The organism is Hahella chejuensis KCTC 2396 (genome assembly GCF_000012985.1).
In the GTDB taxonomy this organism is placed as follows: domain Bacteria; phylum Pseudomonadota; class Gammaproteobacteria; order Pseudomonadales; family Oleiphilaceae; genus Hahella; species Hahella chejuensis.
The window spans coordinates 4,943,108-4,965,377 of record NC_007645.1 but is presented as its reverse complement, the minus strand read 5'-3'; the positions used below and the strand labels follow the sequence as shown (position 1 = coordinate 4,965,377).

Here is a 22,270-nt window from a genome sequence, read left to right as displayed (position 1 = left end):
TGACTTTGCCTGCTCCTCTATACGAATAAAAATTGCGCAGTAAGGAGCGTTTCCACTGCCTATGCAAAAGCATTGCCAGAACTGTTGCGAAATTTTATGTGTTTGATTTTTAACCGCAAAAAAACGCAGATAGTTTTCCAGGAAAGGGAGGTCCATGGATTTTGGCAGGAGTTTGCCAAGGGGCGGTCAAAAAGTTGCCGCTTGCCGCCATGAGGTAAATGGAGATGACGATTGTTCGCCCCTTCATATAGATAACGCGGCCTTGCAAAGAAAGGCGCGTAACCTGACGCCTCCCTTTTTGAAGCGGCTGCGGATATGACGGCATGATAATTGCCGAGCCTGAATGATAGAGGAGTTAAAAGTGGCGGAAACAGGAGTAATGGGCAGATCACTGCTACGCTAACTTTGTCTGTTCACTAAAAATTTTTCGAGTGACGGAAAATTGCCGCACCAATTTTCTCGTTCGGAAAACTAAAAAGAGATAGAAGCAATGACCGATCAAGCGGAAATACTCAAGCCTTTCATCGAACGCAGAGAAAAGAATCTGGCCTACTTTAAAGACCATTTTCCCGGTATCTACAAGCACTTCCTGAACTATCAGATGAAAAAAGCCAAGCTTAATATCATCCCTGATATCGGTGAAGTGGATATCCATGATGAAGGCCGTTCCGTTTATGGCGGTAAAGCCAAGGCCTATGCGCTGAACGAAATCAAGGAGTTCACCAAAGTTTATAGTGAAGGCGGCAAGGTGGTTTCCATAGATCCGCCATTTCCGGGCGATTATTGCTTTCCGAGATTTTTCTTCAAAACCGCTGACGCCCTCATTCGCAAGTCTCCTATTAATAAGAAGAACTTCAATCACTTCTGGTTGGGCGATTCCTATCCTTGTATTGTCTTCCTTGGGTGCGGCGTGGGTTATCACATCGAAGCCTTTCTGGAACAGCACAAAGTGAATTACGCGGTGATTTTCGAGCCAAACCTGGATCACTTCGCTGCAAGCCTGTATGCCGTAGACTGGGCGGAAATCTGTAAAAGATATAATGGCGAAGAGGGACGCACTATCCACTTTCTGTTAGGCGGACAGGAAGACGAATACTCACAATGGGCGCTGCTTTGGAACAATCTGGTTACGACGCCGCCGGCTTTCCCTCTTGCGACGCTGTTTTATAACCATCGCGGCTTGAAGTCCCACGATAATTTATCTGAGAAGGTGTGCGATGACCTGTATGTGTTCCTGGTTTCCTGGGGCAATTACGACGATGAAGTCAATCAGCTCAATCAGGCGGCGCACAACATTTATAGCGGTGTTGAACTATTGCCGCCGCCCGTCAATGACATTACCGACGTGCCTGTGTGTATCGTCGGGGCGGGCCCTTCTTTGGATCTTCGCATCGACCAGTTGCGGGAGATGCAGCAACGCGGCGCGCTGATCATTTCATGCGGATCATCCATTACTGCGTTGCACCCCATGGGAATCAGACCGGATATACATGTAGAGCTTGAGTCTGACTATCAGTATGTCGTGGGGCAGTTGGAGCGCCTGAAAGACCCTGAGTACCTGAACTCGATAAAGGTTATCGCGCCTATTCACATCAGCCCGGTCGTTTATCAGTTGTTTGGCGAGCGGCGCGCCTACATCAAGGAAGAGTGCGGGCTGGCGACCATGTTTTCCGAACACGGACAGATCATTCGCGGCGGGACGCCCACTTGCACGAACCTCGGACTGGCTTGGGCGCTGCACTACGGATTCAAGAACATATTATTGTTTGGAATGGACTTTGGCTTCACGGACAGACGCCATCACCATGCGCAAAGCTCGATCTATTATGACGACGACGCCCATGAAGCGTTCAAGCGCAGCGTGGATTACGACGGCCAGCATGTGTTTCAGGTGGAGGGCGTTGACGGCGGCTCCGTTTTGACGTCCCCGCAATATTTCGCCGCCAAACGCAAAGCGGAAAACAGCCTGCGCGACTACCCAGAGCGCGGAAAAGTCTACAACTTCTCTCATGGGGCCAAGATTGAGGGCGCTGAGTGGGTGGCGCCTGGACCTTTGCCGCTCTCCCTGACGGCGCTCAGCGCGAGCAGCGACAAGAAGCAGAAGGTGGTGGATTACCTCTACGCGTCGCAGCACGAAAAAATACCAGTAGACGTGCTGGAGAAGAAGCGAGACCGCTTAAATGTCTTATTCGGGCAGTTCAGCGACGATGTTTCCACATTTCTGCAGGCGCCTATTACCAGCAAGGATGAAATGAACAGAGTCTGTAACCGCATCAACACATACATGGAAGATCGGGTGCAAACCAAAGCGAAAGAATTTTATTTTCTGTTACGGGGCTCTATCAGACATTTTCTTTATATCGGTTTCGCGCATGCGCTGGCTATTCAGAATGATGCAGAGAGGTTGACCTTCATGGAGGAATGGAGACATACAATGCTGCGCTTTCTTCTTGATGTGCATAAACATTTTCTTCAGGTTATGTACAAAAAATTCGACCTTGCAACGGACCCCTGGGTGCGTCGCTCGATCAACGATCCCGATGACTTTTCGTGAGCGTGATGTCATGGGCTTAAGGCTTACATTTCATTACAAAGAGCAGGCGAAAATTAACTAAAGAATCTTCTCCTGAAGCCGTTACTAAGGACAACGGGTTAGCGCAGTTCGACCGGCCCTGCTGTGTAGAAGCGAGAACCTCTTAACCGAGTGAGAAGGGTTACAGGAGAAGCAAATATGCCTCAAATAATTAATACCAACATTGCGTCGTTGAATGCGCAGCGTAACCTGAACGCTTCACAGCGGTCAGGGGATACGGCGCTGCAGCGGCTTTCCTCGGGTCTCCGCATCAACAGCGCAAAAGATGACGCGGCAGGTCTGGCGATTTCAACACGTTTCGACGCTCAGATTCGCGGCACCAACGTCGCGGTTCGTAATGCGGGGGACGCGATCTCGTTGGCGCAGACAGCAGAAGGCGCCTTGAGTTCAATGAAAGACAGCTTACAGCGTATTCGTGAACTGTCACTGCAATCTGCGAACGACACTAACTCAACTATCGACCGTGAAGCCTTGCAGGAAGAGGTTGATCAGCTGATCAGCGAGATTGAAAACATCGCTGAGACGACCAACTTCAACGGTAAGAAACTGCTTGACGGTTCTTTCCAGAACTCCGTTTTCCAAACCGGCGCCAATTTGGGGAACACTATTAACGTGTCCATTTCCAAGCTGGATACCAGCACTTTGGGAACGGCGGACACCAGCGGTATTTCCAGCAGAACGACTACAACCGCTCTGGTTGTAGGCAGCACCGGCAACGAAATGGTTGCAGGGGACATCGTTATCAACGGTATCTCTGTGGGCGCTTCTGTGGGTACTGACGACACGGCTTCCACCAGCCATGCCGCTTCCAGCGCCATTGCCAAGGCGGCGGCCATTAATGACGTCGCCGATCAGACCGGCGTCACCGCTTCTGTCGATGCAAACTATGTCGCCGGCACCACGACCGCCGACGCAACTGCGGCGAACGTGTCCTTGAACCTGAACGGGGTCAGCATCAGTCTGAGTAAAGGCACCACCTTGACTGTCGAGCAGAACCTGCAAGCGACAGCAGACGCTATTAACGAGAAATCCGGCGCCACTGGCGTGCGTGCGGTCTTCGACGGCGACACCGCCAAGGGTATCTCTCTGGTGGCCGACGACGGTCGTAACATCGTATTGACTGAAACTACGAGCAACACCTTGGCCACCTTTGGTCTGGCCGCTGCAAGCTCCCTGGGTAACGCCTATGTCGGCACCTACTCGCTTTCAAGCGACGACGGCAGCGACATTGCACTGACTACGACTACAGGCAACATCGATAACGCCGGTTTTGAAGTGGGCTCATTCAGCGGAAATAACGCGGGTATTGTGAGCGATAACGGTTCTACCACTGCTCTGGTGACTGGCGACATCGTCATCAACAACGTGGCTATCGGACCCAGCTTGACCACTGACGACACGGCCTCCACTGCGAATGCGGACGGTAGCGCCATCGCGAAAGCGGCTGCGATCAACCGCGCCTCTGATCAGACTGGCGTCACTGCGCTGGCTAACGAAAACCGCGTGAACTCAGGCAACCTGACGACCACGACAGCCTCCGCCACAATCACGGTTAACGGCGTGTCCATCACCGCGAGCTTCAGCACCACTGACGATGTTGCTGTGAAGCAGGCGGCGATCATTGACGCGATCAATCAGAAATCCGGCCAGACTGGCGTGACTGCGGAAGTACTGGACTCTGACTCCTTCACTCTGGTGGCTGCGGACGGTCGTAACATCGACATCAGCGGCGCCACAGCGATGGCCAGCATCACCACCACGACCTTTGTCAGCTCTGTGACTCTGTTGTCTGGCGGTCAAATAGATGTTGAATCCAACACCAACTCCGCCGGTCTGGCGAAAGCAGGTTTGAGAATCGGCACATTCGGCGGCGCCGAAAGCGGCTCTCTGCTGCAAGATGTGGACATCTCGACGGTAGCTGGCGCTGAGTCAGCCCTGAAAGCGGTGGATAACGCATTGCAGACTGTAACGTCCAAACAGGCGGAACTGGGCGCCATCCAGAACCGCTTCCAGAACACGATTGCGAACCTGGAAGTGAACAACGAGAACCTGAACTCCGCCAACAGCCGGATCAGGGACGCAGACTTCGCATCCGAGACTGCGGCGTTGTCAAGGGCGCAGGTACTGCAACAGGCCGGTATCTCAATATTGGCGCAGGCAAATGCAAGACCCCAGCAAGTCTTGTCGCTCCTGCAGTAACGGAGTGAACTAACGTGACATACCGGCCGGATGATCTCTTCCGGCCGGTTTAAGCGTTAAGACATGCTAAGAGGTGAGATATGAATGACGTTAAGACTAATGAACTGAGTATGTCGGCGGTCACGAAGCCCGTGAGTTTGCCGGCTGCTCAGTCCGCGACGTCGTCACCTCCGATTGAACCTAAGGTTAAGTCCGGGGTAGCCACGTCTACGCCTGATACGCAGGCTGCGAAGCAGAGCGCCGCAGCCCAACCCAGCAACGATATCGCTGACAAGCAGAAGCAACAGTTGGTAAGGGAGCAGAGCCAGGAGCTGAGGGAAGCGGTGACGAAGTTGAACGAGTACGTTCAATCTGTGCAACGCGACCTGCAGTTCGAACTGGATGAGGATTCGGGAAGAACGGTCATTACTGTTTTGGACAGAACCACAAAAGAAGTAGTGAGGCAGATTCCTGATGACTTGGCGCTCAAGCTGGCGCGCAACTTGCAGCAGGATGAACCAGTGAATCTGTTTTCCGCCAAGGCGTGAGGCTTGACGGAATCAGACAGGGTTCGGCAGGGATTTACGATCCGTAACAAAAAAAGGGGCAAAGATTTGCCCCTTTTTGCCGATAAATAGAGATATGATCGTACACATAACCCGTGAGGTTGGCGTCACATGGCAAGCGTTTCTTCAATAGGCATCGGCTCGGGAGTATTGACCAGCGATTTGATCGAGCAGCTGGCCAGTGCTGAGCGTGAGCCGACGGAAAAAAGGCTGGATCTTAAAGAAGATGAAGTGACGGCCAAACTCAGCGATCTGAGTCGTCTGAAAAGCGCAATCACCGACCTGCGTTTGTCCGCCCGAACATTGAGTACGCCGGAGTCGATGTCCAGCAATACGGCGACCTCCAGCGGCTCTTCTATTGGCGTCACCGCCAACACCTCCGCCAAAACCGGTTCATATGCGCTTACCGTCAGCAACCTGGCTGTCGCGCAATCATTGAGTTCCGGGACTTTCGCTGATAAAGACACCACGACGGTAGGAACTGGAACACTGTCTTTCACTGTTGGCGGCGTTACCGAAAACCTGACCGTAGATAGCAGCAACAACACGTTGCAGGGGTTGTCCGACGCTATTAACGATATGGGGTTGGATGTTAACTCCTCCGTTATCTACAACGGCTCCTCCTATCAGCTTGTGTTATCCGCCTCAAAAACCGGCCTGGCGAACGCTATTTCCATTTCGGCGACGGATAACGACGGCAACAGTACGGACGCTTCTGGAATTTCCCAGTTTATTTATAACGCCACCAACCAGAATTTAACTCAGGACGTCGCAGCGGAAGACGCCGCCTTTACTTTGAATGGCGTGGCGATCACCCGCTCGTTGAACACTGTCGATGACGTGGTGGACGGCCTGACTCTGACTTTAAACGCAGAAACCGCAAGCGCAGTCAACGTTACCGTTAGCAAAGATCTGAATGCTGTGACCGAAAGGGTCCAGGATTTGGTGGATAAATATAATGCTTTGCAGGAAATCATTAATGAAGTCACTGCTTTTGACAGTGATACCGGAGAAAAAGGCACTTTGCTGGGCAGCTCCACGGTGCGCACTATCTCCACGCAATTGCGCTCTACGCTGAGTTCCATTGTTCCCGGACTGGAAAGCTCGAACGTGCGTAGCCTTTCTGAGCTGGGAATTACGACCAACTCAGAATCGGGACAGTTGGAGTTCAACAGCCTTACATTTCAGTCCAAGCTGCAAAGCTACCCGAATGACGTGGCGGCCTTGTTCGCCGATCAAGGCCGCACCACGGACGCCCAAGTTAAGTATGTCAGCGCCGGGATAAACACGAAGATTGGCTCCTACGCCGTAGATATCACTCAGGTTGCGACCCAGGGGGCTTTTACTGGTAATGTGGCGTTGGGCGGCTCCACGGTTATTGACGCGGACAACGACACCTTCAAGATCAAAGTCAATGGGGTAGAGTCCAACACTATTACCCTGACCGCCGCCACCTACACTGATAGTGAGCTGCTGGCGGAAATTCAGACACAACTGGATGCGGATGCGAATATCGCTGGCTCTGGGGTGACAGTGTCGTTGGACGGCAGTAATCAGCTGGTGTTTACCTCTGGACAATATGGCAGTTCATCCACGGTTGAGATCACTGCTATCGACACCAATACCGCAGCGCAGCTGGGTTTGACTGTCGCCACCGGCGTAGATGGCCTGGATGTCGCCGGCACAATCAATGGTAAAGCCGCTACCGGCAATGGCCAGTACCTGACCTCCTCAGAAGGAGACTCCAAAGGACTCAAACTGCAAATTACCGGTGGCGCTACCGGTGCGCGAGGCGAGGCGACTTATATTGAAGGGGTGGGAGACCAGATGGTCGACCTGGTGAATAGTTATCTGTCCTCCGAAGGTTTGATTACGGTCGCCATCAATGGCTTTAATTCACAGCTGGAAAAAATCTCCGAAGACCGTACGGAGCTGGATGACAGAATCACCGCCCTTACCGACAGACTGGCGCGTCAGTTCACTGCAGCGGATTTGATAATTTCCCAGCTTAAGAACACTGAAAATTTTCTGTCCACGCAGTTGGAAGCGTTGCTGGCCAGCAGCACCGGAAGCAAGAGTTAAGCGGCGGGCCTGATTCAGGCGCTTAAGATCACAGACGAGTAATTATGAGGTTGCTATTACAATGAACGCGTTACATCAGTATCAGAGCGTGAATCGTCAGACCAGCATCGTCGATGCGGATGGACACAAGTTGATCCAACTGTTGTTCGATGGGGCGCTGGAGCGCATCACCATGGCGAAAGGGCAGATCCTGGCCAAGAATTTTGAAGGCAAGAATCGGTTGATCGGCAAGGCGGTCGAGATTATCGGCGGACTGCGCGAATTTCTGGATAAAGACAAAGGCGGCGATATCGCTGAGCGTCTGGATGCATTGTACGAATACATGGAACGTCGTTTGTTCGAAGCCAACCTGCAAAATGATGCGATGATTCTGGATGAAGTGGCGGGTTTGCTGAAACAGGTCAAGAACGGCTGGGACGGCATCCGTCAGGAAGCCTTGGAAAAAGGGCTGGTCTAGTCAGGTCTGAATAACCGCTTCCCGCAACCTTATGGGATCTCCGTCCGCCGAAATCGGACGGAGTTCCTGATCAAATGTTGAGTCGCCCTTCGTAAAGCATGCTTAGTTCCCCATCAAGCCTTCCATATGCGCTTCTACACTGGCGGACAAGGCGTTCAAGTTATATCCCCCTTCCAGAATAGAGACAATGCGCCCATTACTGTAAACCCGCGCTACATCCATCAGCAGGCGGGTGATCCAGCGGTAGTCTCTTTCTTCCAGTTCCAGATGCGCCAACGGATCTTTTTTATGGGCGTCGAAACCCGCTGAGATCAATATCAACTGCGGGCGGTGATCCTGCAGGCGGGCGAGCCAGTCCCGCTCGACGCTGCGGCGGAACTGTAACCCACGGGTATGGGCGTCCAACGGCGTGTTGATGATATTGGGGCGGTCCACCGCGTGATGGCTGAAAGGGTACAGTGGATATTCAAAACTGGAGCAGAACAGCACCCGGGGGTCGTCCTGAAAGATGTCTACCGTGCCGTTGCCCTGATGCACGTCGAAATCCACGATGGCGATGCGCTCCAGGCCGTGAAAGTCCATGGCGTGACGGGCGGCGATAGCGATATTGTTGAAAAAGCAGAAGCCCATGGACTTGCTGCGCTCCGCATGGTGGCCGGGTGGACGCACGGCGCAAAACGCAGTGTTCGCCTGACCGCTGAGCACCATATTCGCCGCTTCTACCGCAGAGCCCGCCGCCAGATAGGCGGCGCGCAGGCTGTGACGCATCAGGGCGGTGTCCGGATCGACCATAATGCGGCCTTTGTCCGGATTCAGATTTTCCAGTTGTTCAACGTAGCGGGAGGGATGCACCCGGATAATCTTGTCGCGGTCGGTTTCCTGCGGCTCGACCAAGTCCACTTCCTGCAGTATGCCGGCATGTTCCAGCCGGTCCATAATCGCCTGCAATCGCATGGGGCTTTCGGGATGCCCCTCGCCCATGTCGTGCAATGTACAGTCTTTATGATAGAAAAGGGCGGTTTTCATCTTTGTTTTCCTTTTAGAGGCTTTTAGTCTACTGCAAAGCCATAACCGCTTGAAACCGGTGATGGGGCGAATGTTATAGTCCGCGCCCTCGATTGAGGCGGGCGCGTCGAATTACGCCAAGTCAGTCAAAGCGGGGGATCTTGATATCTGTCAAAGTGGCCGGTATTGGTCTATGTATCTTAGATATCGGCGGCGTTTCCGCAGTCGCCGGGTCCGGAGCCTGTCAACGCAAATGGAGAATACAGATTGGGAACCCGACATTTAGAAGCGTTGTTCAACCCTAAGTCCATCGCCGTGATCGGCGCCTCAGAACGCTCCAATAACCTGGGCGGTATGGTGTTGCGCAATCTGATGTCCACGGATTATTCAGGCCGGTTGGTGGTGGTGAACGACAAGGGCTACCACGACGTACATGGCGTTCCCTGCGTGAAGCGCCCGCAACAGATGCCGTTTCGTCCGGATCTGGCGATTATCTGTACGCCGCCGGAGAGCGTGCCGCGCATTGTCCGGGTGCTGGGAAACGTCAAGGTTAAGACCGCGATGATCCTCACTGGCGGTCTGTCGCGCACTCATAGCCGCAGCGGTCGGCCGCTGATGTATTCCGTACAGGAAATCGCGTCTGAGTACGGCATCCGTATTTTGGGGCCGGAAACCATTGGCATGTTGTCCCCGGCCAGCAATCTGAACGCGACCTACATGCATATGGGAGTGCTGCCGGGCAAGATCGCCTATATCGGCCAGTCCGGGTCTCTCGCCAGCGCGGTGATCGACTGGGCGTTCACCCGGGGCATCGGCTTTTCGCACCTTACCACCCTGGGGGACGGTATTGATGTCGGGCTGGACGACCTGATTGATTACCTGGCCCAGGATCGCAGCACCAAAGCGATTTTGCTGCATATGGAGAATATTCATTCGCCCCGGCGTTTTATTTCCGCCGTGCGGGCGGTGTCACGGGGCAAGTTGGTGATCGCCGTGAAAAGCGGCCGCACTCCCGCATCGCAATGGCGGCCTGCGGAGCTGCCCTTGGGCGTGGTGGACGGAGATAAAATCTTCGATGCGGTATTCCGACGCGCCGGGGTGTTGCGGGTGAACGGCGCCGATGAAATGTTCGACGCCCTGGAGACCCTGACCCGGATGAAGCCCGTGCGGGGCGAACCCTTGCACATTATCAGCAACGGTTTGGGGCCAGGGGTGCTGGCGGTGGATCGGCTGGCTTCTTTAAATGGCGAGCTGGGTTCGTTGTCGCCGGAAACGGTGAGTGAACTGGGCAAGCATCTACCCCCGTATTGGACGCGCCGCAACCCCATTGATCTCAACTATGACGCCAATCCGGAACTGTACCGGCGTACGTTGGAGATTCTCGGGCGCGACCCGCATGTATCCAATGTGCTGGTGCTGTACGCACCGTCTCTGACCGAAGACAGCCTGCAGGTGGCGGATGCAGTGATAGAAGCAGGCAAACGCTCTCACCTGAATATTTTCACCTGCTGGTTGGGCCACAGCACGGTGTATGACGCCAGGGAAGCGTTTTTCCATAGTGGCGTGCCTACGTTCTCCACGCCGGACAAGGCGGTGAAGGCCTTCATGCACATGGTTAATCACCAGCGCAGCCAGCGGGTGCTGCGGGAAACACCGGAATCCTACACTGATCCGATAGTGGACCGTTCCCGTGCGCGCAAGACCATACAGAAGATATACGCATCAGGGCGACGTGTGTTGACCAATGCGGAGTCGCGGCAGATTCTCACCGACTACGGCATCAATATGCTGGATACGCGTTATTGCGAAACGGAAGAGCAAGTCGTGGAGGTGGCGCGGGAGTTTGGCGCGCCGGTGGATATCCGCATTCTGCACGAGCACAGTTGTATCCCTTTCAAAGACGAGAAGACCGGCCGCGGCCGCTACAAGGGCAGGGTGAAGGGGCTGGTGGAGGAAGCGTCTATTCGCGATTCCTGCCGTTATCTGTTGACGCATTACAGAGAACATTACCCAGACAGCGGTTTCCTCGGGTTTGCGGTGCAGCCGAGTTTTCAGACCGTCGGTGGGGTGGGGTTCAGTCTGGGGGTGACCCGCGACCCGGTGTTTGGGCCTTTGATGGTATGCGGCGCCAGCGGCGCGGCGGTGAATGTGTCGACGGATCGCAAGCTGGCCCTGCCGCCCTTGAACATGGTGCTGGCCCGGGATTTGTTGCAACAGACGCACATGTTTCGCCTGTTGAAAGACTATAGCTATAACCGGGAGCAGGATATCGCCAAAATCTGCGAAACCCTGGTGATTCTGTCGCAGATCATTATCGATATTCCTGAGATCAAAGGCCTTGAAGTCATGCCGCTGTACTTCGACAAGCACGGCGCGGTGGCGGTCAACGCCATGATTGATCTCGACAAGCCGGCGAAGCTGGCGATCCAACCCTATCCGCAAGAGTTGCGGGAGTGGATCATGTTGCCCAAATCCAAGCGCAAGGCGGAAATCCGTCCCGTCCGGGGAGAGGATGAGCCCAGTCACATCGAGTTCTATTCCGGCCTGTCGCCGGAGTCGATTCGCTATCGCTTTTTCCATTATCGGAAATCCTTCACCCATGACGAAATGGTGCAGATGCTGCAAATCGACTATGACCGGGAAATGGCCTTTATCGCCATGTCTCCGAAAGAAAGCGGCTACGGCGAGGATACCCTGGGAACGGTGCGGGCCTGGACTGATGCGGATAACCTGCAATGCGAGTTCGCCATCATCGTGCGCGACGACCTGCGTGGCGAAAACCTGGGATGGGTGTTGATGCGCAAGATCATTGAGTACTGCCGGGAAAAAGGAACGGTGGAAATGGTGGGCTCAGTGCTGCCGGATAATAAGCCGATGCTGCGTCTGGCGGAGAAGTTGGGATTCAGTATTCGCTACGATGATGAAGAAGGGGTCATGGCCCTGCGGCTGCCGTTAAATGCGCCGGACGAGTGGCAGGCGGAACGCTTGAAGTCCAAATAAGTTGAGGCGCGAAACAGCGCGGGCCGCTCCGTCAGGTTTGGATTCGGCCCGCGTTGAGAGTTTGATTTACTCTTGAATCACCGCAGACAGGTCTTCCCCGCCCAGGACCTTGATCAGGTCGTCCGTCATGCGGGAGAACTCCAGCGTCATCAAGCTGAAATCGGCGGCGAAACGCTCGGCGGCTTCGCCCGTATCGCCGTCCTTTAACTGCTCCTGCAGGGTGTCCATAAACTTGATGCGCTTGATCTTCAGATCGTCGCCCACGGCGAAACTCAGCTTCTCGTCCCACTCCAGGGACAGTTGCGTGACTTGCATGCCGTTCTCGATATGCGTGGAGATGGCGTCAGTCAGCGATTCGGTGCCCTTGCAGCGGATAACGGTATCGGAGCCGTCGCCGGAACGCAGTTCACAGTTGTCGCCGGAAACAAAAGGCGTCGGCGTGCTGTCTTTTTGCACCCAGTCGGAAAAATGCACCGCAGGGGCCTCATTCAGCGCCACAAAGCGAATCGGCAGCGTGCCCATGGACTGACGCAGGAAGGAGGTGAACTCGTCCGCACGGGTTCCTGAGGAGGTATCCACCACCAGCAGACCCTTGTCCAGGTCAATGTAGGCGGACATCAGGCGCGAACGCTTGAACGCCTGTGGCAGCAGAACCGTGATGACCTGTTCCTTCAATTCATTCTTTTCCTTCTTGCGCAATTTGCGCTGCTCGCGCTCTTCGATTTCCTGAGCGCGTTCTTCCACTTCTTCCTTAATGACGCTGGCGGGTAGAATTTTTTCTTCCCGCTTGAGAGTCAGCAACAGATAGCGGCCTTGTTGATAGACCAGCGCATCGCTGACCAGGGGCGCTGCGGGAACCCAACCCAGGCGATACGTGTCATTAGCCTGACAAGGGGTGAAAGCATGTTCGCTCAAACCGGTTTCCAGGTCTTCCAAAGGCCAGGGCACGGGTTTGGTGAAACGGTAAATCAGTGCGTTTTTGAAAAGCATAGGTCTCTATATTCTTAGTGAAGAAGGAAATCGGGCCGGGAATTATGGTGGACCAGGAGGAATTTGGCTAGTTGAGGTTTCGTAATTCCCGCCCCCCCACGGACGACGGCGGGGCGAAGGCGCGCATCGGCGCCGGCCCTGATCGCGTATCAATATTTTTTATTGCTGTTACGGTAAAGCGTCGTGAAAAATTCAATTCTCTGGCGGAACAGTCCCGCCATGGGTTCGGTGGCGTCGCCCAACACCATCATGATCTGATTCTGGGCATTGTAGGCAGGCCAGTTGGGCAATGTGGGATCACTGGGCGAGGCGCTGCGCATAAAGTTGACCAGGTAACGTTGAAAACGCCGCGCCATGGTGATGTCCTGAGGTCGGAAATTGGCGTACATCTCAGGAATCAGGCTGTAGGTTCCGAAAGTGAACGGCAGATGCCAGCCGTGGGGCGTTCCAGCAAATTGCTCGCGCAGATACTGTGGCGCGTAGTTGAAATAGTAGAACCAGGCGCTGGCGCGATGGGATTGCTCCAGCGCCAGCCAGCGGTTGGGGGCGTTGTAGCGCATGTCGGAAAATACTTTTTCCGCAAACTGCGTGTCGCTCCAGTCCTCTGGATACAGGGCGCGCGCGGCGTCCTTCTGATCGCCCAGTGGCGCGAGAATGGTTTCCTGAGTCAGACTCAATTGCGGCGCAATGCTGACTTCATAGCTGTTGACGCCAGTCAGCAGGGGTACCGGCGCCATCAACTTGCGGTCCACTGCATCCAGCAAGGCGTAGGGCGCCGCTTCATCGCCGATGATCGGTCCGAACGCCGCGTCCGGCGGCAACTCGCTATTCAACTTTATTAAGGTTCCGGCGGGAATGGCGCGTAGCTGAGCCGCGTCCGCATCGGCGGCGACGCCTGCTTGCGTAGCGGCTTTCATGCCTGACTTTTTCGCCTGATTACGGTCTTCCAGTTTGAGCCAGGGATCGCCGCTTTGGGCGATGACTTTATGAAACAATCCCAGCGCTTTGGGGGAGGCCATGAGGTAGTAAGCGCTGACTGCGCCGGCGTCGTCTCCCGCCAGAGTGACGTTGCCGGGATCGCCGCCAAAGGCGCTGATGTTTTCCTGCACCCATTTCAAAGCTTCAATCTGGTCCAGCAGCCCGAAGTTGGCGGGAGTGGTGACGTCCTCGCGAACCAGAGCGGGATGATCAAAGAAACCGAAATATCCCAGACGGTAATTGATCGTGACCACTACAACGCCCTGGTTCGCCAGCTGGGCGCCATTACTCAGGGGATAGCTGACGACGCCGCTACGGAAGTCGCCGCCATGCAGCCACACCATCACGGGTTTGGGCGCGTCGGGCGCGCCGACTGGTGAAGAGGGCGTCCAGACATTGAGCGTTAAACAGTCTTCACTGACCGATGGCGCCGGCAGCTTGGTGTTGGGATCTTCTTGCGCGGATTGGGCGCAGGCCGGGCCGAACTGGGAGGTGACGCGGACGCCGCTCCAGGGTTGAACCGGCTGCGGCCGCCGCCAGCGATTTTCCTTGATGGGCGGCGCGGCGTAGGGAATGCCCTTGAAAGCGCGTACGCCAAGTTCGTTTACGCCCCTGATCAGCCCTGATTTGACCTGGGCCAACGGGCCGTTAAGGTCTTCCGCTTGAGCGCCGGACAGTAATAACCCGGACAGCAGCATCGCTTTGGCCAAGGTTGTTAAGACTTTGTATCCGGTGTTTCCTGAGTGCATTCTAAAACCCTTGAACTATTGACCAGGCAGACAAATAGCGTCCTTCTATTTGTCTGCAACGACAGGGCCTGCACAGGTCAGGCCCTGTCTCCCGCGGCTGGACGCCGCGCAGGCGCATCCATGCGCCTGCGTATTAACATGGCGTTGATTTATGGGCGGTTTGCGCCCTGCTTGCTATAGTCCATTTGTTATATTTTTCCCGTGTAATTTAAAAGTCTTTTATAGTCAGGGTGTTAGAAATCCCGTTGCGGAGTATGGCGTAGAGTCTTTCTGAGGCTTGTATTTGTATCCGATGTCGCGAATGACAGTTTTCAATAGAAATCCAGCCTGCTGTCCGTTATAAGGGTTGGCCAGCCAATGCTTTCAGCCTCAGAGTTTTACTGCAATGAATATTGAACAAATCCAACACTATTGCCTCGCACTGCCCGGCGTGGACCGGACCGAATATGGAGCGCCTTCCAATGTGCTGGTGTTTTACGTGCTGGGACGAAAGTTCGCCTATTTCAAAACCAGCGAGCCGGAACGCTGGCGCTTCAGTGTGAGAACCACGCCTGAGCGGTTTTTGGAATTGACGGACCAGGATGGCGTGAAACCGGCGCGCTACATGCACCGGTTTCACTGGGTGTCCATCGTTGACGCAACCGCGTTTAACGAAGACTATTTGCGTGAGCTGATCGACTGGTCCTACGATAAAGCCGCCGCGGGATTGCCGAAAAAACGCCGTCTGGCGTTGGCGCAACTGGCGTCGGAGGCATAAAGCGGCGGGCGGCGGACTAAATCGCTACTTGGTCCAGCCGTCGACGATTTCCTGCAGTTTACCGCTTTGCTTTAATTGCTCAACCGCTGCTTTCATTTTGGAAATGAAGTCTTCTCGATAAGGAAAGCTCTGGTTCCTGGTGTTCGAGAACGCCAGGTAAGCGACCTCTTCACTGATTACGGCGGCGGCTTCAATTTTGAGGTCTTTGAGGGTGGGGTCGGAGCGATTGTTTTCCAATGTCCACATCACCGACAGCTTGTCATTGGGGTGGCCGTCTATGCGCCCCGCCGCCATTTTTTTCAGGTTGGCGAGAATGTCGGACGCCTGACTCATATTAAACATGGCTTTCTCTTCATCGGATAAGGTGGCGAAGCCGCTTTGCAATCCAACCCGTATGCCTTTGAAGTCATCCGGCCACTTGCTCAACTGCTTTTTACTGGCCATGTCCTGAGTGACGAACATCGCCACGGTCTCTGTCAGCAAAGGGATGGAGTAATCCATCCAGGGGCGGTCTTCCGGGCGGTAGTAGGGAGGAAACAGCGCAAACTCTTCGCCGCTTTCCATTTGCGCCAGCGCGCGTTTCCAGGGGAGGGGTTTGAGCGTGATTGTGTAGTCCGGAGTCAGCTTGGCCGCCTCCATGATGATGTCCGCATATATTCCTTTGGGCTTGCCGCCTTCCGCGTAGCTATAAGGCGGATAGGCTTCATCCATCAGCAGAGTGACGGACTGTGCGGCGGCGAACCCCACGAATCCTAACATCAGGGCGGCGAATAGAATGATTCTTTTCATACGGACTCCTCTTCAGTGGTTGTCATGAGTGAAAAGCGAGCATCGGGAAACCTCAATAACCGGCGGCTGGCGCGTTCACGTCCCGGGTCCATTTGTCGACGATCTGCTGCAGCCGGTTCTTATCCCTCATACGCGCCAGGGACTGATTCATTTTGGCGATGAAGTCCTCCCGATACGTCCACTGTTCTGGATGGATATTGGAAAAGGCGAGGTAGGCGACCTCCTCATTGATAATCGCTGCGGGGGTGATTTCCAGGTTGACCAGAGCCGGGTCTTTACGGTTGTGCTCCAGCGTCCACACTACTGATAAATAGTCATTGGGGTGGCCGTCTATACGGTTCAGCGCAATTTGCTTCAGGTTAGTCAGAATGTTGGGCGACTCGGAAATGACGAATAGTTCCTTCTGTTGCGGCGACAGCGTGGCGAATCCCAACTGCAAACCAATGCGCAGTCCTTTATAGTCCTCCGGCCAGCGTGTAGGTTTAAGGCGCTCCAGCAGTTCAGGGGGAGTGAAGAGAACCACTGTTTCCTTAAATAGCGGCACGGAATAATCCATCCAGCTGCGACTGACGGGGCGGTAGTAGGGGGGGAATACGGCGAACGCCCGTCCGGTTTCCACCAGATTAAGCGCCCTTTTCCAGGGAAGCGGCTTAAAGCTGACTTTATAGTCAGGAATTGACCGCATCGCTTCTCTAATGAAGTCGACATAGATGCCCTTGGCTTCACGGTTTTCGGAATAGCTGTATGGCGGATACGACTCGTCCATTAGCAGGACTATGCTTTGTGCGTCAGCCCTCGTATACCCGGCCAGCAGGAGAAGAAAGGCGATGATGCTGAGTGCTTTCATATTGCCCATATGCTGGAGGCGGTTTATTAGAAGATATAGATCAGCGTTGAGTGTTTTTCAAACAGGGTTAATCCAGATGGATGAAGGTAATGGCGGAGAAAATGGTGCGGCGGCTAGTCAGATGACTCGCAGACTTTCAACTATTGTGACGGCTGAACACTAGGCTTTTCCGACATCGCTCCAGCCGAGTAAGCCCGAGAATAAGCGATTGCGACGACGTTTAACCGCCACGTTTTTTTGCCCGTTGGGCGTTTTTCGTCTTCACTTGTATAGAACTATTGCTTCATTGAAGACGGGAAAAGGGTGACTAAGGTGTCAAACCTGAGTATTCGCTGGAAGATTCAAATTGCTTTTTTTGCGGTGGCGGTGGTGACGATTATTTACAACCGCACTCTCGCCGCCGTGGAGTTGCAGGCGCTGATCGATCTGGCGGAAAGTCGCCAGGTAGCGGCGGAAACCATCGCCGCCATGCAGGAAGAGTATCGCTCGTTCATGGTCAATGCGATCTGGGAGTCCGGTCTGCAGTTTTTGGTTCAGTTCGCCGTCATTTTTGTTCTGGGCAACTATTTCGTGCGCCCGATCCTGTCGCTGACAAAGTCGCTGAAGTCTGTAGAAAAAGGCGACTTCACCATTGAAGTGGAAATCACCAGTGAAGACGAAATCGGTCAGTTAGGCCGTCAGTGCAACCAGATGCTGGCGACGTTGAACCGGGTTATCGCCAGCGTCAATGACTGTTCTGTGCACATGGGACAGTCTGCTTATCAGATCGCCGCCGTCGCCCGGGAGATCGAGCGTATCAGCCACGCGGAGGCGACGCGCTCGGAAGAGGTGAATGACGCCACGGAAAGTCTGCATCGGATATCCGAGAAGGTGATGGAAATCGCTCAGACCAATCGGCATGAGGCGGTCAAATCCGAGCAAAGCAGCACGGAAGGCATCGCTCTGGTGCAGGAAGTATTGGACTTGCTGGTGCGCTTGGCGGGAGAGATTCGCAACGCCGCCAGCCAGGTGTCCAGCCTGCAGTCCTCAGTGGGCACAATCGTTACCGCCTTGAAAGATATTCTGGAGATCGCCGATCAGACCAACCTGCTGGCGCTCAATGCGGCTATTGAGGCGGCGCGGGCGGGAGAACAGGGGCGCGGCTTCGCGGTGGTGGCGGATGAAGTACGGGCGTTGTCCCACAGAACCGCCGAGTCAGCGGAAGAGGTCTCTCGCATTATTAACGAACTGGATCAGAACGTGACGACCAGTTGCAACACCATGTCGCGATTGGTGGATGAAGTGCAGTCCAATCGTGGCAAGGCGGAGCGCACCCGGGGCATCATCAGCGATCTGGAAGTGCATGTGAAAGGCTTTGTCGGCAGTTCGGAAGAAATATTCAGCAATGTGGAGACCCAGCTGAATCAGTTTTCCGCGCTGGAGACGACCTTGGCCTGTCTATTTGAAACCTTGCGGGAAAACAGCGCCAAGATCGGCAATACCGCCAATATCAGCGATTCGTTGTTTGGATTGACCCAGCGGCTTGACCACGAATTGTCCGGGCTGGACTTCCGGCGGCAGAAAGTCGCAGATGTTAAAACCAAGGACTCGGAAAGAAGAGCGGCGCCGCGAGTGGAAGGAACGCTGCTGGTGCGTATTGAATCAGACGGCGGCGGCAGTGAAGGGCTGAGTCAGGACGTCAGCGAGACCGGAATGAATCTGGTGGTGAAAGAATACTATGACGTGGGAGACAGGCTGGTGTTGTCGATCCGTCTGCCGAGTCGGGATCAGAACCGTTACGATCAGCAGCAGCCGGTGGCTGTTAACGCCAAGGTGGTGTGGCGGAAAACGGAAAGCCAGGGGCGCTACCGCTACGGCGTGCACTTCATCGACCTGAGTCAATCCTCCGCGCGCTATGTGAAAGAATGCTGTGAATTTTATAAAAATGTCGCCTGAAGCAAACGCAAGAGCGCAAGTCGGTAAACGGTCATAAAAATATCAAACGCCGTTCATTTGGTTATGGCAGGCTGGCGCCATAATACGATGCGACGATAGGTATCAGCTCGCGCGTGAAGCCGGTCATCCGAAAGTTAAGTTTTATTCCCCGCCGCTCCATGCCAATATGTGACGTCAACTAGGGGAGACGAACATGTCAACGAAAAATAGGCGGCAGCAAACCCTGGGCGAAGAGATCGTAAACGCGTTGACTCATGGCATTGGAGCCGTGGTAAGCGTTTCAGCAGTGACGCTGTTGATCGTCTTCGCCAGTCTGCAGGAAGATCCCTGGAAGATCGTGGGCGTGTCCATATATGGCGGCGCGCTGTTTCTGTTGCTGCTGGCGTCCACGCTGTACCACGGCGTACAGCATCCACGGGCCAAATTCTTTTTAAATCTGTTTGATCATTGCGCTATTTATTTGCTCATCGCCGGCACCTATACGCCATTTTTGCTGGTTAATCTGCGCGGTGCGCTGGGCTGGAGCATGTTTGGCGTGGTGTGGGGACTGGCGTTGGTGGGCATTGTCTGCAAGCTTTGCTTCCACGGACGCTTCAAGACCATTCACCTGTTTAATTATCTGGTCATGGGCTGGGTCGGTATTGTGGCGACGCCAGAGTTGATGGAGAGTTTGTCCAGTAACGCATTCGCCATGATCATCGCTGGCGGGCTGGCGTACACCATCGGGGTGTTCTTTTACGTGTGGGATCGTTTTCCCTATGCCCATTCGATCTGGCATCTGTTTGTCCTTGGCGGCAGCACCTGTCACTACATAGCCGTCTATAACGGCGTACTGTAAAGTATGGCGCAGCCGGGGCTGCGCCATACTTTCGCTTCAAACCGCGTCAAACGAATTCATAGCTTCCCATATGCAGAGACTGATAGGTGTAGGACGCGTGCAGCCTGTGCGCAAACTTCCCCTGGCCTGCTCCGGCGGCGATGAAAAGCGGCGCCAGATGCTCGTCGGTGGGGTGGGCCCGCAGGGCGTGCGGCGCTGAGCGTCGGTATTCGAATAGCGCCTCCCAGTCGTTCTGCGCCAGCTTTTCCTCCATCCAGGCGACAAACTCGCGAGCCCACTTGGGTTCTTCCGCTTCATTGGGTCCGATTTCACGCAGATTATGAGTGACGGAACCGGACCCCATTACGGCGATTCCGTTTTCCCTTAAGGGCGCCAGCGCGGCGCCGAGTTCGAACAGCTGTCGCGGCGAGAAGCGTCGCGGCAGACTAAGGGCGACAACGGGAATGCTCCCTTGTGGGTCCATCAGGCTCAGTGGCGCCCAAACGCCATGATCCAGCGGCAGTGTTGCTGCGGCTTGGGGCGACAGCGGGGCCAATGTCGCTAAAACCTGATCGTTCAGTTTATCGCTGCTGGCAGGCGTCCACTGATAGGCGTAAAGCGCCTCGGGAAATCCATAAAAATCATATTGAATGCGCGCCGGCGCAGTGACGTTCACCGTCAGCGCTTCCGTGCGCCAGTGGGGCGAGATCGCCACGACGCCGCGCAGTCCCGCCATGCTTGAACCCAGCCCGCGCAGAAACTGGTGGGCGGGCGCTTTGGCGTGAGTGACCAGGTCCGGCGAACCGTGAGAAATAAACCAGGATGGCGCTTGCATCGTGATCTCCTGAGTGAGTTGTATTATTAATGTGGCAATGATATTGACATGTTGATATCTGGCGCATGGATGCGCCTGCTCGGCGGAGAGCCTGATTAATAAACCGTATGAATGGACTTTTTTGCGATCAAGACTGGCTCAACGCGGCGCGAGGCCCGGATTTGCCCTTAACCAGATCACGGATGGCGAAAGCGCCGTCGCCCAAAAGCGCCTGCGCCAGGGACGCAGCCAGCAGAAAAGCGGGATATTCCCAACCGCCGCCCTCGGCGCTGAAGGCCCAGCCATTGGCTCCGTGCACGAAAACGATGGACCCCAGCAGAATCGGCGTCAACGCCAGCGCCACCCATTGCGTGCGATAGCCTGCGATGAGTAAGGCTCCGCCGCCCAGCTCGGCCATGATGGCGAGGTAGGCGAACCAGCCGGGAAGGCCCAGTGAGCCGAAAAATCCGGCGGTCCCGGCGGGAGTGAACACCAGTAGTTTCAACAGACCGTGAGCGAGGAACATCACACCTAGAGACAGGCGCAACAACAAAGCAGCGTAGGGGGCGGTAGAGGTAATAATCATGACTGTTACTCCGAAAATGTTTATTGGGTTAAGTTGTGAACAGTATGATTCTTCTTTTAATGGTTAACAATTGATCGTATTGTGGTAACACTGTTAACGATATATTAACAATGGTCGAGTTTCTGATATGGATACCGTGACTTCCATGAGGGCTTTTTGCGCGGTGGTGCAGGAAGGCGGATTTTCCGCCGCTGGCAGAAAGTTGAACCTTTCCAAGGTGTTGGTGAGTAAGTATGTTGGGCAATTGGAAGACCGGCTCGGCGCGAGACTGTTTCATCGCACCACCCGTAAAGTCAGGCTGACGCCCACTGGTGAGGCCTACTATTTGCGAGTCTCGCCCTTATTACGTGAATTGGACGATATCGAAGCGAGGGTGCGGGATGAGCATGGCGAGCCGGAAGGACTGCTACGGATCGCCGCGCCGGCATCGTTTGCGGAAATCCATCTCATGCCGCTGGTGGCGCTCATGTTGGAAAAATATCCCGGCCTCACTCTTGATGTGCGTCTGGCGGATCGCTACGTGGATTTATTGGAAGAGCAGGTGGATCTCGCTGTGCGTATTGGTTATCTGCAAGACAGCAGTCTGGTGGCGCAGAAGCTGGCCGATATCCCCATCGTCTGGTGCGCTGGCGCGGCCTATCTGGAGCGCCGGAAAGCACCGCAGTCTCCTGACGATCTCGCGGAGCATTGTGTGATATTCGACAGTAATTACAGCGGCGGCGACTATTGGCCTGTTCCCCGGGAGGGCGGCGTTACCCGCCAGCCTATGCGCAAGCGCGTCAGCGTCAACAGCGCGAGGGCGGCGAAGGAACTCGCGCTTGCCGGTATGGGACTGGCGCGACTGCCTGCGTTCGTCATCGGCGATGAGCTGGCGTCCGGGGAGTTGCGCCCGGTGCTGCAGGAATACTGGCCGGAGGCGTCCGCCGTTTATGCGGTTTATCCCCATCGCAGACACCTGTCCGCGCGGGTGAGATTGTTCGTGGAGGAGGCGAAAGTTTATTTCGGTACCAATCCACCGACTCCTCCCTTAGTATGAATGCCCGTTCAAGGGCGAACTTTGCTTATACAATGGTCGTACGTAGTTTTATCTATGTGACGACTTGAATAAAAAATGCCGAAAAAAATAA

17 protein-coding genes are annotated in these 22,270 nt (G+C 54.8%); 10 read left to right on the top strand and 7 right to left on the bottom strand.

Features of this window, described 5'->3' with window-relative positions:
• Positions 1-490 precede the first annotated feature (490 nt).
• The 5 genes from HCH_RS21630 (at position 491) to fliS (ending at position 7,876) form a co-directional block, all read left to right on the top strand.
• Positions 491-2,554: a motility associated factor glycosyltransferase family protein gene (locus tag HCH_RS21630; RefSeq protein ID WP_011398580.1), complete on the top strand. Its 2,064-nt coding sequence runs from the start codon at positions 491-493 to the stop codon at positions 2,552-2,554.
• Between the two features lie 177 nt (positions 2,555-2,731).
• Entirely contained in the window at positions 2,732-4,792 is a 2,061-nt protein-coding gene (locus HCH_RS35050; protein WP_011398579.1) for a flagellin, read from the top strand.
• An 80-nt stretch (positions 4,793-4,872) separates the two neighbouring features.
• Entirely contained in the window at positions 4,873-5,319 is a 447-nt protein-coding gene (locus tag HCH_RS21620; protein ID WP_011398578.1) for a flagellar protein FlaG, read from the top strand.
• Between the two features lie 129 nt (positions 5,320-5,448).
• On the top strand, positions 5,449-7,419 hold the full coding sequence (gene fliD / locus HCH_RS21615) for a flagellar filament capping protein FliD (RefSeq protein WP_011398577.1): 1,971 nt from the start codon (positions 5,449-5,451) through the stop codon (positions 7,417-7,419).
• Positions 7,420-7,480: 61 nt separating this feature from the next.
• Complete coding sequence (gene fliS / locus HCH_RS21610) at positions 7,481-7,876, top strand: flagellar export chaperone FliS (RefSeq protein WP_011398576.1); 396 nt, start codon at positions 7,481-7,483, stop codon at positions 7,874-7,876.
• A 102-nt stretch (positions 7,877-7,978) separates the two neighbouring features.
• Here the strand turns inward: fliS and HCH_RS21605 are convergent, their stop codons facing one another.
• Positions 7,979-8,902, bottom strand: coding sequence for a histone deacetylase family protein (locus HCH_RS21605; RefSeq protein ID WP_011398575.1), 924 nt, complete (start codon positions 8,900-8,902; stop codon positions 7,979-7,981).
• A 246-nt stretch (positions 8,903-9,148) separates the two neighbouring features.
• On the opposite strand from HCH_RS21605, the gene HCH_RS21600 reads away from it, so the two are divergent.
• On the top strand, positions 9,149-11,881 hold the full coding sequence (locus tag HCH_RS21600; protein WP_011398574.1) for a bifunctional acetate--CoA ligase family protein/GNAT family N-acetyltransferase: 2,733 nt from the start codon (positions 9,149-9,151) through the stop codon (positions 11,879-11,881).
• 66 nt (positions 11,882-11,947) lie between these two features.
• Here HCH_RS21600 and HCH_RS21595 read toward each other — a convergent pair whose 3' ends face one another.
• Together HCH_RS21595 and HCH_RS21590 are read right to left on the bottom strand one after the other, a co-directional pair.
• Complete coding sequence (locus HCH_RS21595; RefSeq protein WP_011398573.1) at positions 11,948-12,871, bottom strand: recombination-associated protein RdgC; 924 nt, start codon at positions 12,869-12,871, stop codon at positions 11,948-11,950.
• A 149-nt stretch (positions 12,872-13,020) separates the two neighbouring features.
• Positions 13,021-14,598: a carboxylesterase/lipase family protein gene (locus tag HCH_RS21590; RefSeq protein ID WP_011398572.1), complete on the bottom strand. Its 1,578-nt coding sequence runs from the start codon at positions 14,596-14,598 to the stop codon at positions 13,021-13,023.
• A gap of 385 nt (positions 14,599-14,983) precedes the next feature.
• On the opposite strand from HCH_RS21590, the gene HCH_RS21585 reads away from it, so the two are divergent.
• Positions 14,984-15,355, top strand: a complete 372-nt coding sequence (locus HCH_RS21585) for an MmcQ/YjbR family DNA-binding protein (protein WP_011398571.1) — start codon at positions 14,984-14,986, stop codon at positions 15,353-15,355.
• Positions 15,356-15,379: 24 nt separating this feature from the next.
• Here HCH_RS21585 and HCH_RS21580 read toward each other — a convergent pair whose 3' ends face one another.
• Both HCH_RS21580 and HCH_RS21575 read right to left on the bottom strand, forming a co-directional pair.
• Positions 15,380-16,144 carry a substrate-binding periplasmic protein gene (locus HCH_RS21580; RefSeq protein WP_011398570.1) on the bottom strand — a complete coding sequence of 255 codons (765 nt, stop codon included), beginning with the start codon at positions 16,142-16,144 and terminating at the stop codon, positions 15,380-15,382.
• 52 nt (positions 16,145-16,196) lie between these two features.
• Positions 16,197-16,991 (bottom strand): substrate-binding periplasmic protein, encoded by a 795-nt coding sequence (locus HCH_RS21575; RefSeq protein ID WP_041599830.1) that lies wholly within the window; start codon positions 16,989-16,991, stop codon positions 16,197-16,199.
• Between the two features lie 312 nt (positions 16,992-17,303).
• Here HCH_RS21575 and HCH_RS21570 point away from each other — a divergent pair, with 312 nt between their 5' ends.
• Positions 17,304-18,926 carry a methyl-accepting chemotaxis protein gene (locus HCH_RS21570; protein ID WP_041598854.1) on the top strand — a complete coding sequence of 541 codons (1,623 nt, stop codon included), beginning with the start codon at positions 17,304-17,306 and terminating at the stop codon, positions 18,924-18,926.
• A 193-nt stretch (positions 18,927-19,119) separates the two neighbouring features.
• Positions 19,120-19,764 carry a PAQR family membrane homeostasis protein TrhA gene (gene trhA, locus HCH_RS21565; RefSeq protein ID WP_011398567.1) on the top strand — a complete coding sequence of 215 codons (645 nt, stop codon included), beginning with the start codon at positions 19,120-19,122 and terminating at the stop codon, positions 19,762-19,764.
• Positions 19,765-19,810: 46 nt separating this feature from the next.
• Here trhA and HCH_RS21560 read toward each other — a convergent pair whose 3' ends face one another.
• Both HCH_RS21560 and HCH_RS21555 read right to left on the bottom strand, forming a co-directional pair.
• Positions 19,811-20,578 (bottom strand): DODA-type extradiol aromatic ring-opening family dioxygenase, encoded by a 768-nt coding sequence (locus HCH_RS21560; RefSeq protein ID WP_011398566.1) that lies wholly within the window; start codon positions 20,576-20,578, stop codon positions 19,811-19,813.
• A gap of 127 nt (positions 20,579-20,705) precedes the next feature.
• Positions 20,706-21,143 carry a DoxX family protein gene (locus HCH_RS21555; protein WP_011398565.1) on the bottom strand — a complete coding sequence of 146 codons (438 nt, stop codon included), beginning with the start codon at positions 21,141-21,143 and terminating at the stop codon, positions 20,706-20,708.
• A 127-nt stretch (positions 21,144-21,270) separates the two neighbouring features.
• Here HCH_RS21555 and HCH_RS21550 point away from each other — a divergent pair, with 127 nt between their 5' ends.
• A complete protein-coding gene (locus HCH_RS21550) occupies positions 21,271-22,179 on the top strand; it encodes a LysR family transcriptional regulator (protein WP_083769809.1) in 909 nt (302 codons plus the stop codon).
• Positions 22,180-22,270: the final 91 nt, after the last annotated feature.

Excerpts from the sequence above, each read along its gene's own strand:
- HCH_RS21630 (WP_011398580.1), top strand. The coding sequence starts at position 491 with ATGACCGATCAAGCGGAAATACTCAAGCCTTTCATCGAACGCAGAGAA.
- HCH_RS35050 (WP_011398579.1), top strand. The coding sequence starts at position 2,732 with ATGCCTCAAATAATTAATACCAACATTGCGTCGTTGAATGCGCAGCGT.
- HCH_RS21620 (WP_011398578.1), top strand. The coding sequence starts at position 4,873 with ATGAATGACGTTAAGACTAATGAACTGAGTATGTCGGCGGTCACGAAG.
- fliD (WP_011398577.1), top strand. The coding sequence starts at position 5,449 with ATGGCAAGCGTTTCTTCAATAGGCATCGGCTCGGGAGTATTGACCAGC.
- fliS (WP_011398576.1), top strand. The coding sequence starts at position 7,481 with ATGAACGCGTTACATCAGTATCAGAGCGTGAATCGTCAGACCAGCATC.
- HCH_RS21605 (WP_011398575.1), bottom strand. The coding sequence starts at position 8,902 with ATGAAAACCGCCCTTTTCTATCATAAAGACTGTACATTGCACGACATG.
- HCH_RS21595 (WP_011398573.1), bottom strand. The coding sequence starts at position 12,871 with ATGCTTTTCAAAAACGCACTGATTTACCGTTTCACCAAACCCGTGCCC.
- HCH_RS21590 (WP_011398572.1), bottom strand. The coding sequence starts at position 14,598 with ATGCACTCAGGAAACACCGGATACAAAGTCTTAACAACCTTGGCCAAA.
- HCH_RS21585 (WP_011398571.1), top strand. The coding sequence starts at position 14,984 with ATGAATATTGAACAAATCCAACACTATTGCCTCGCACTGCCCGGCGTG.
- HCH_RS21580 (WP_011398570.1), bottom strand. The coding sequence starts at position 16,144 with ATGAAAAGAATCATTCTATTCGCCGCCCTGATGTTAGGATTCGTGGGG.
- HCH_RS21575 (WP_041599830.1), bottom strand. The coding sequence starts at position 16,991 with ATGAAAGCACTCAGCATCATCGCCTTTCTTCTCCTGCTGGCCGGGTAT.
- trhA (WP_011398567.1), top strand. The coding sequence starts at position 19,120 with ATGTCAACGAAAAATAGGCGGCAGCAAACCCTGGGCGAAGAGATCGTA.
- HCH_RS21560 (WP_011398566.1), bottom strand. The coding sequence starts at position 20,578 with ATGCAAGCGCCATCCTGGTTTATTTCTCACGGTTCGCCGGACCTGGTC.
- HCH_RS21555 (WP_011398565.1), bottom strand. The coding sequence starts at position 21,143 with ATGATTATTACCTCTACCGCCCCCTACGCTGCTTTGTTGTTGCGCCTG.
- HCH_RS21550 (WP_083769809.1), top strand. The coding sequence starts at position 21,271 with ATGGATACCGTGACTTCCATGAGGGCTTTTTGCGCGGTGGTGCAGGAA.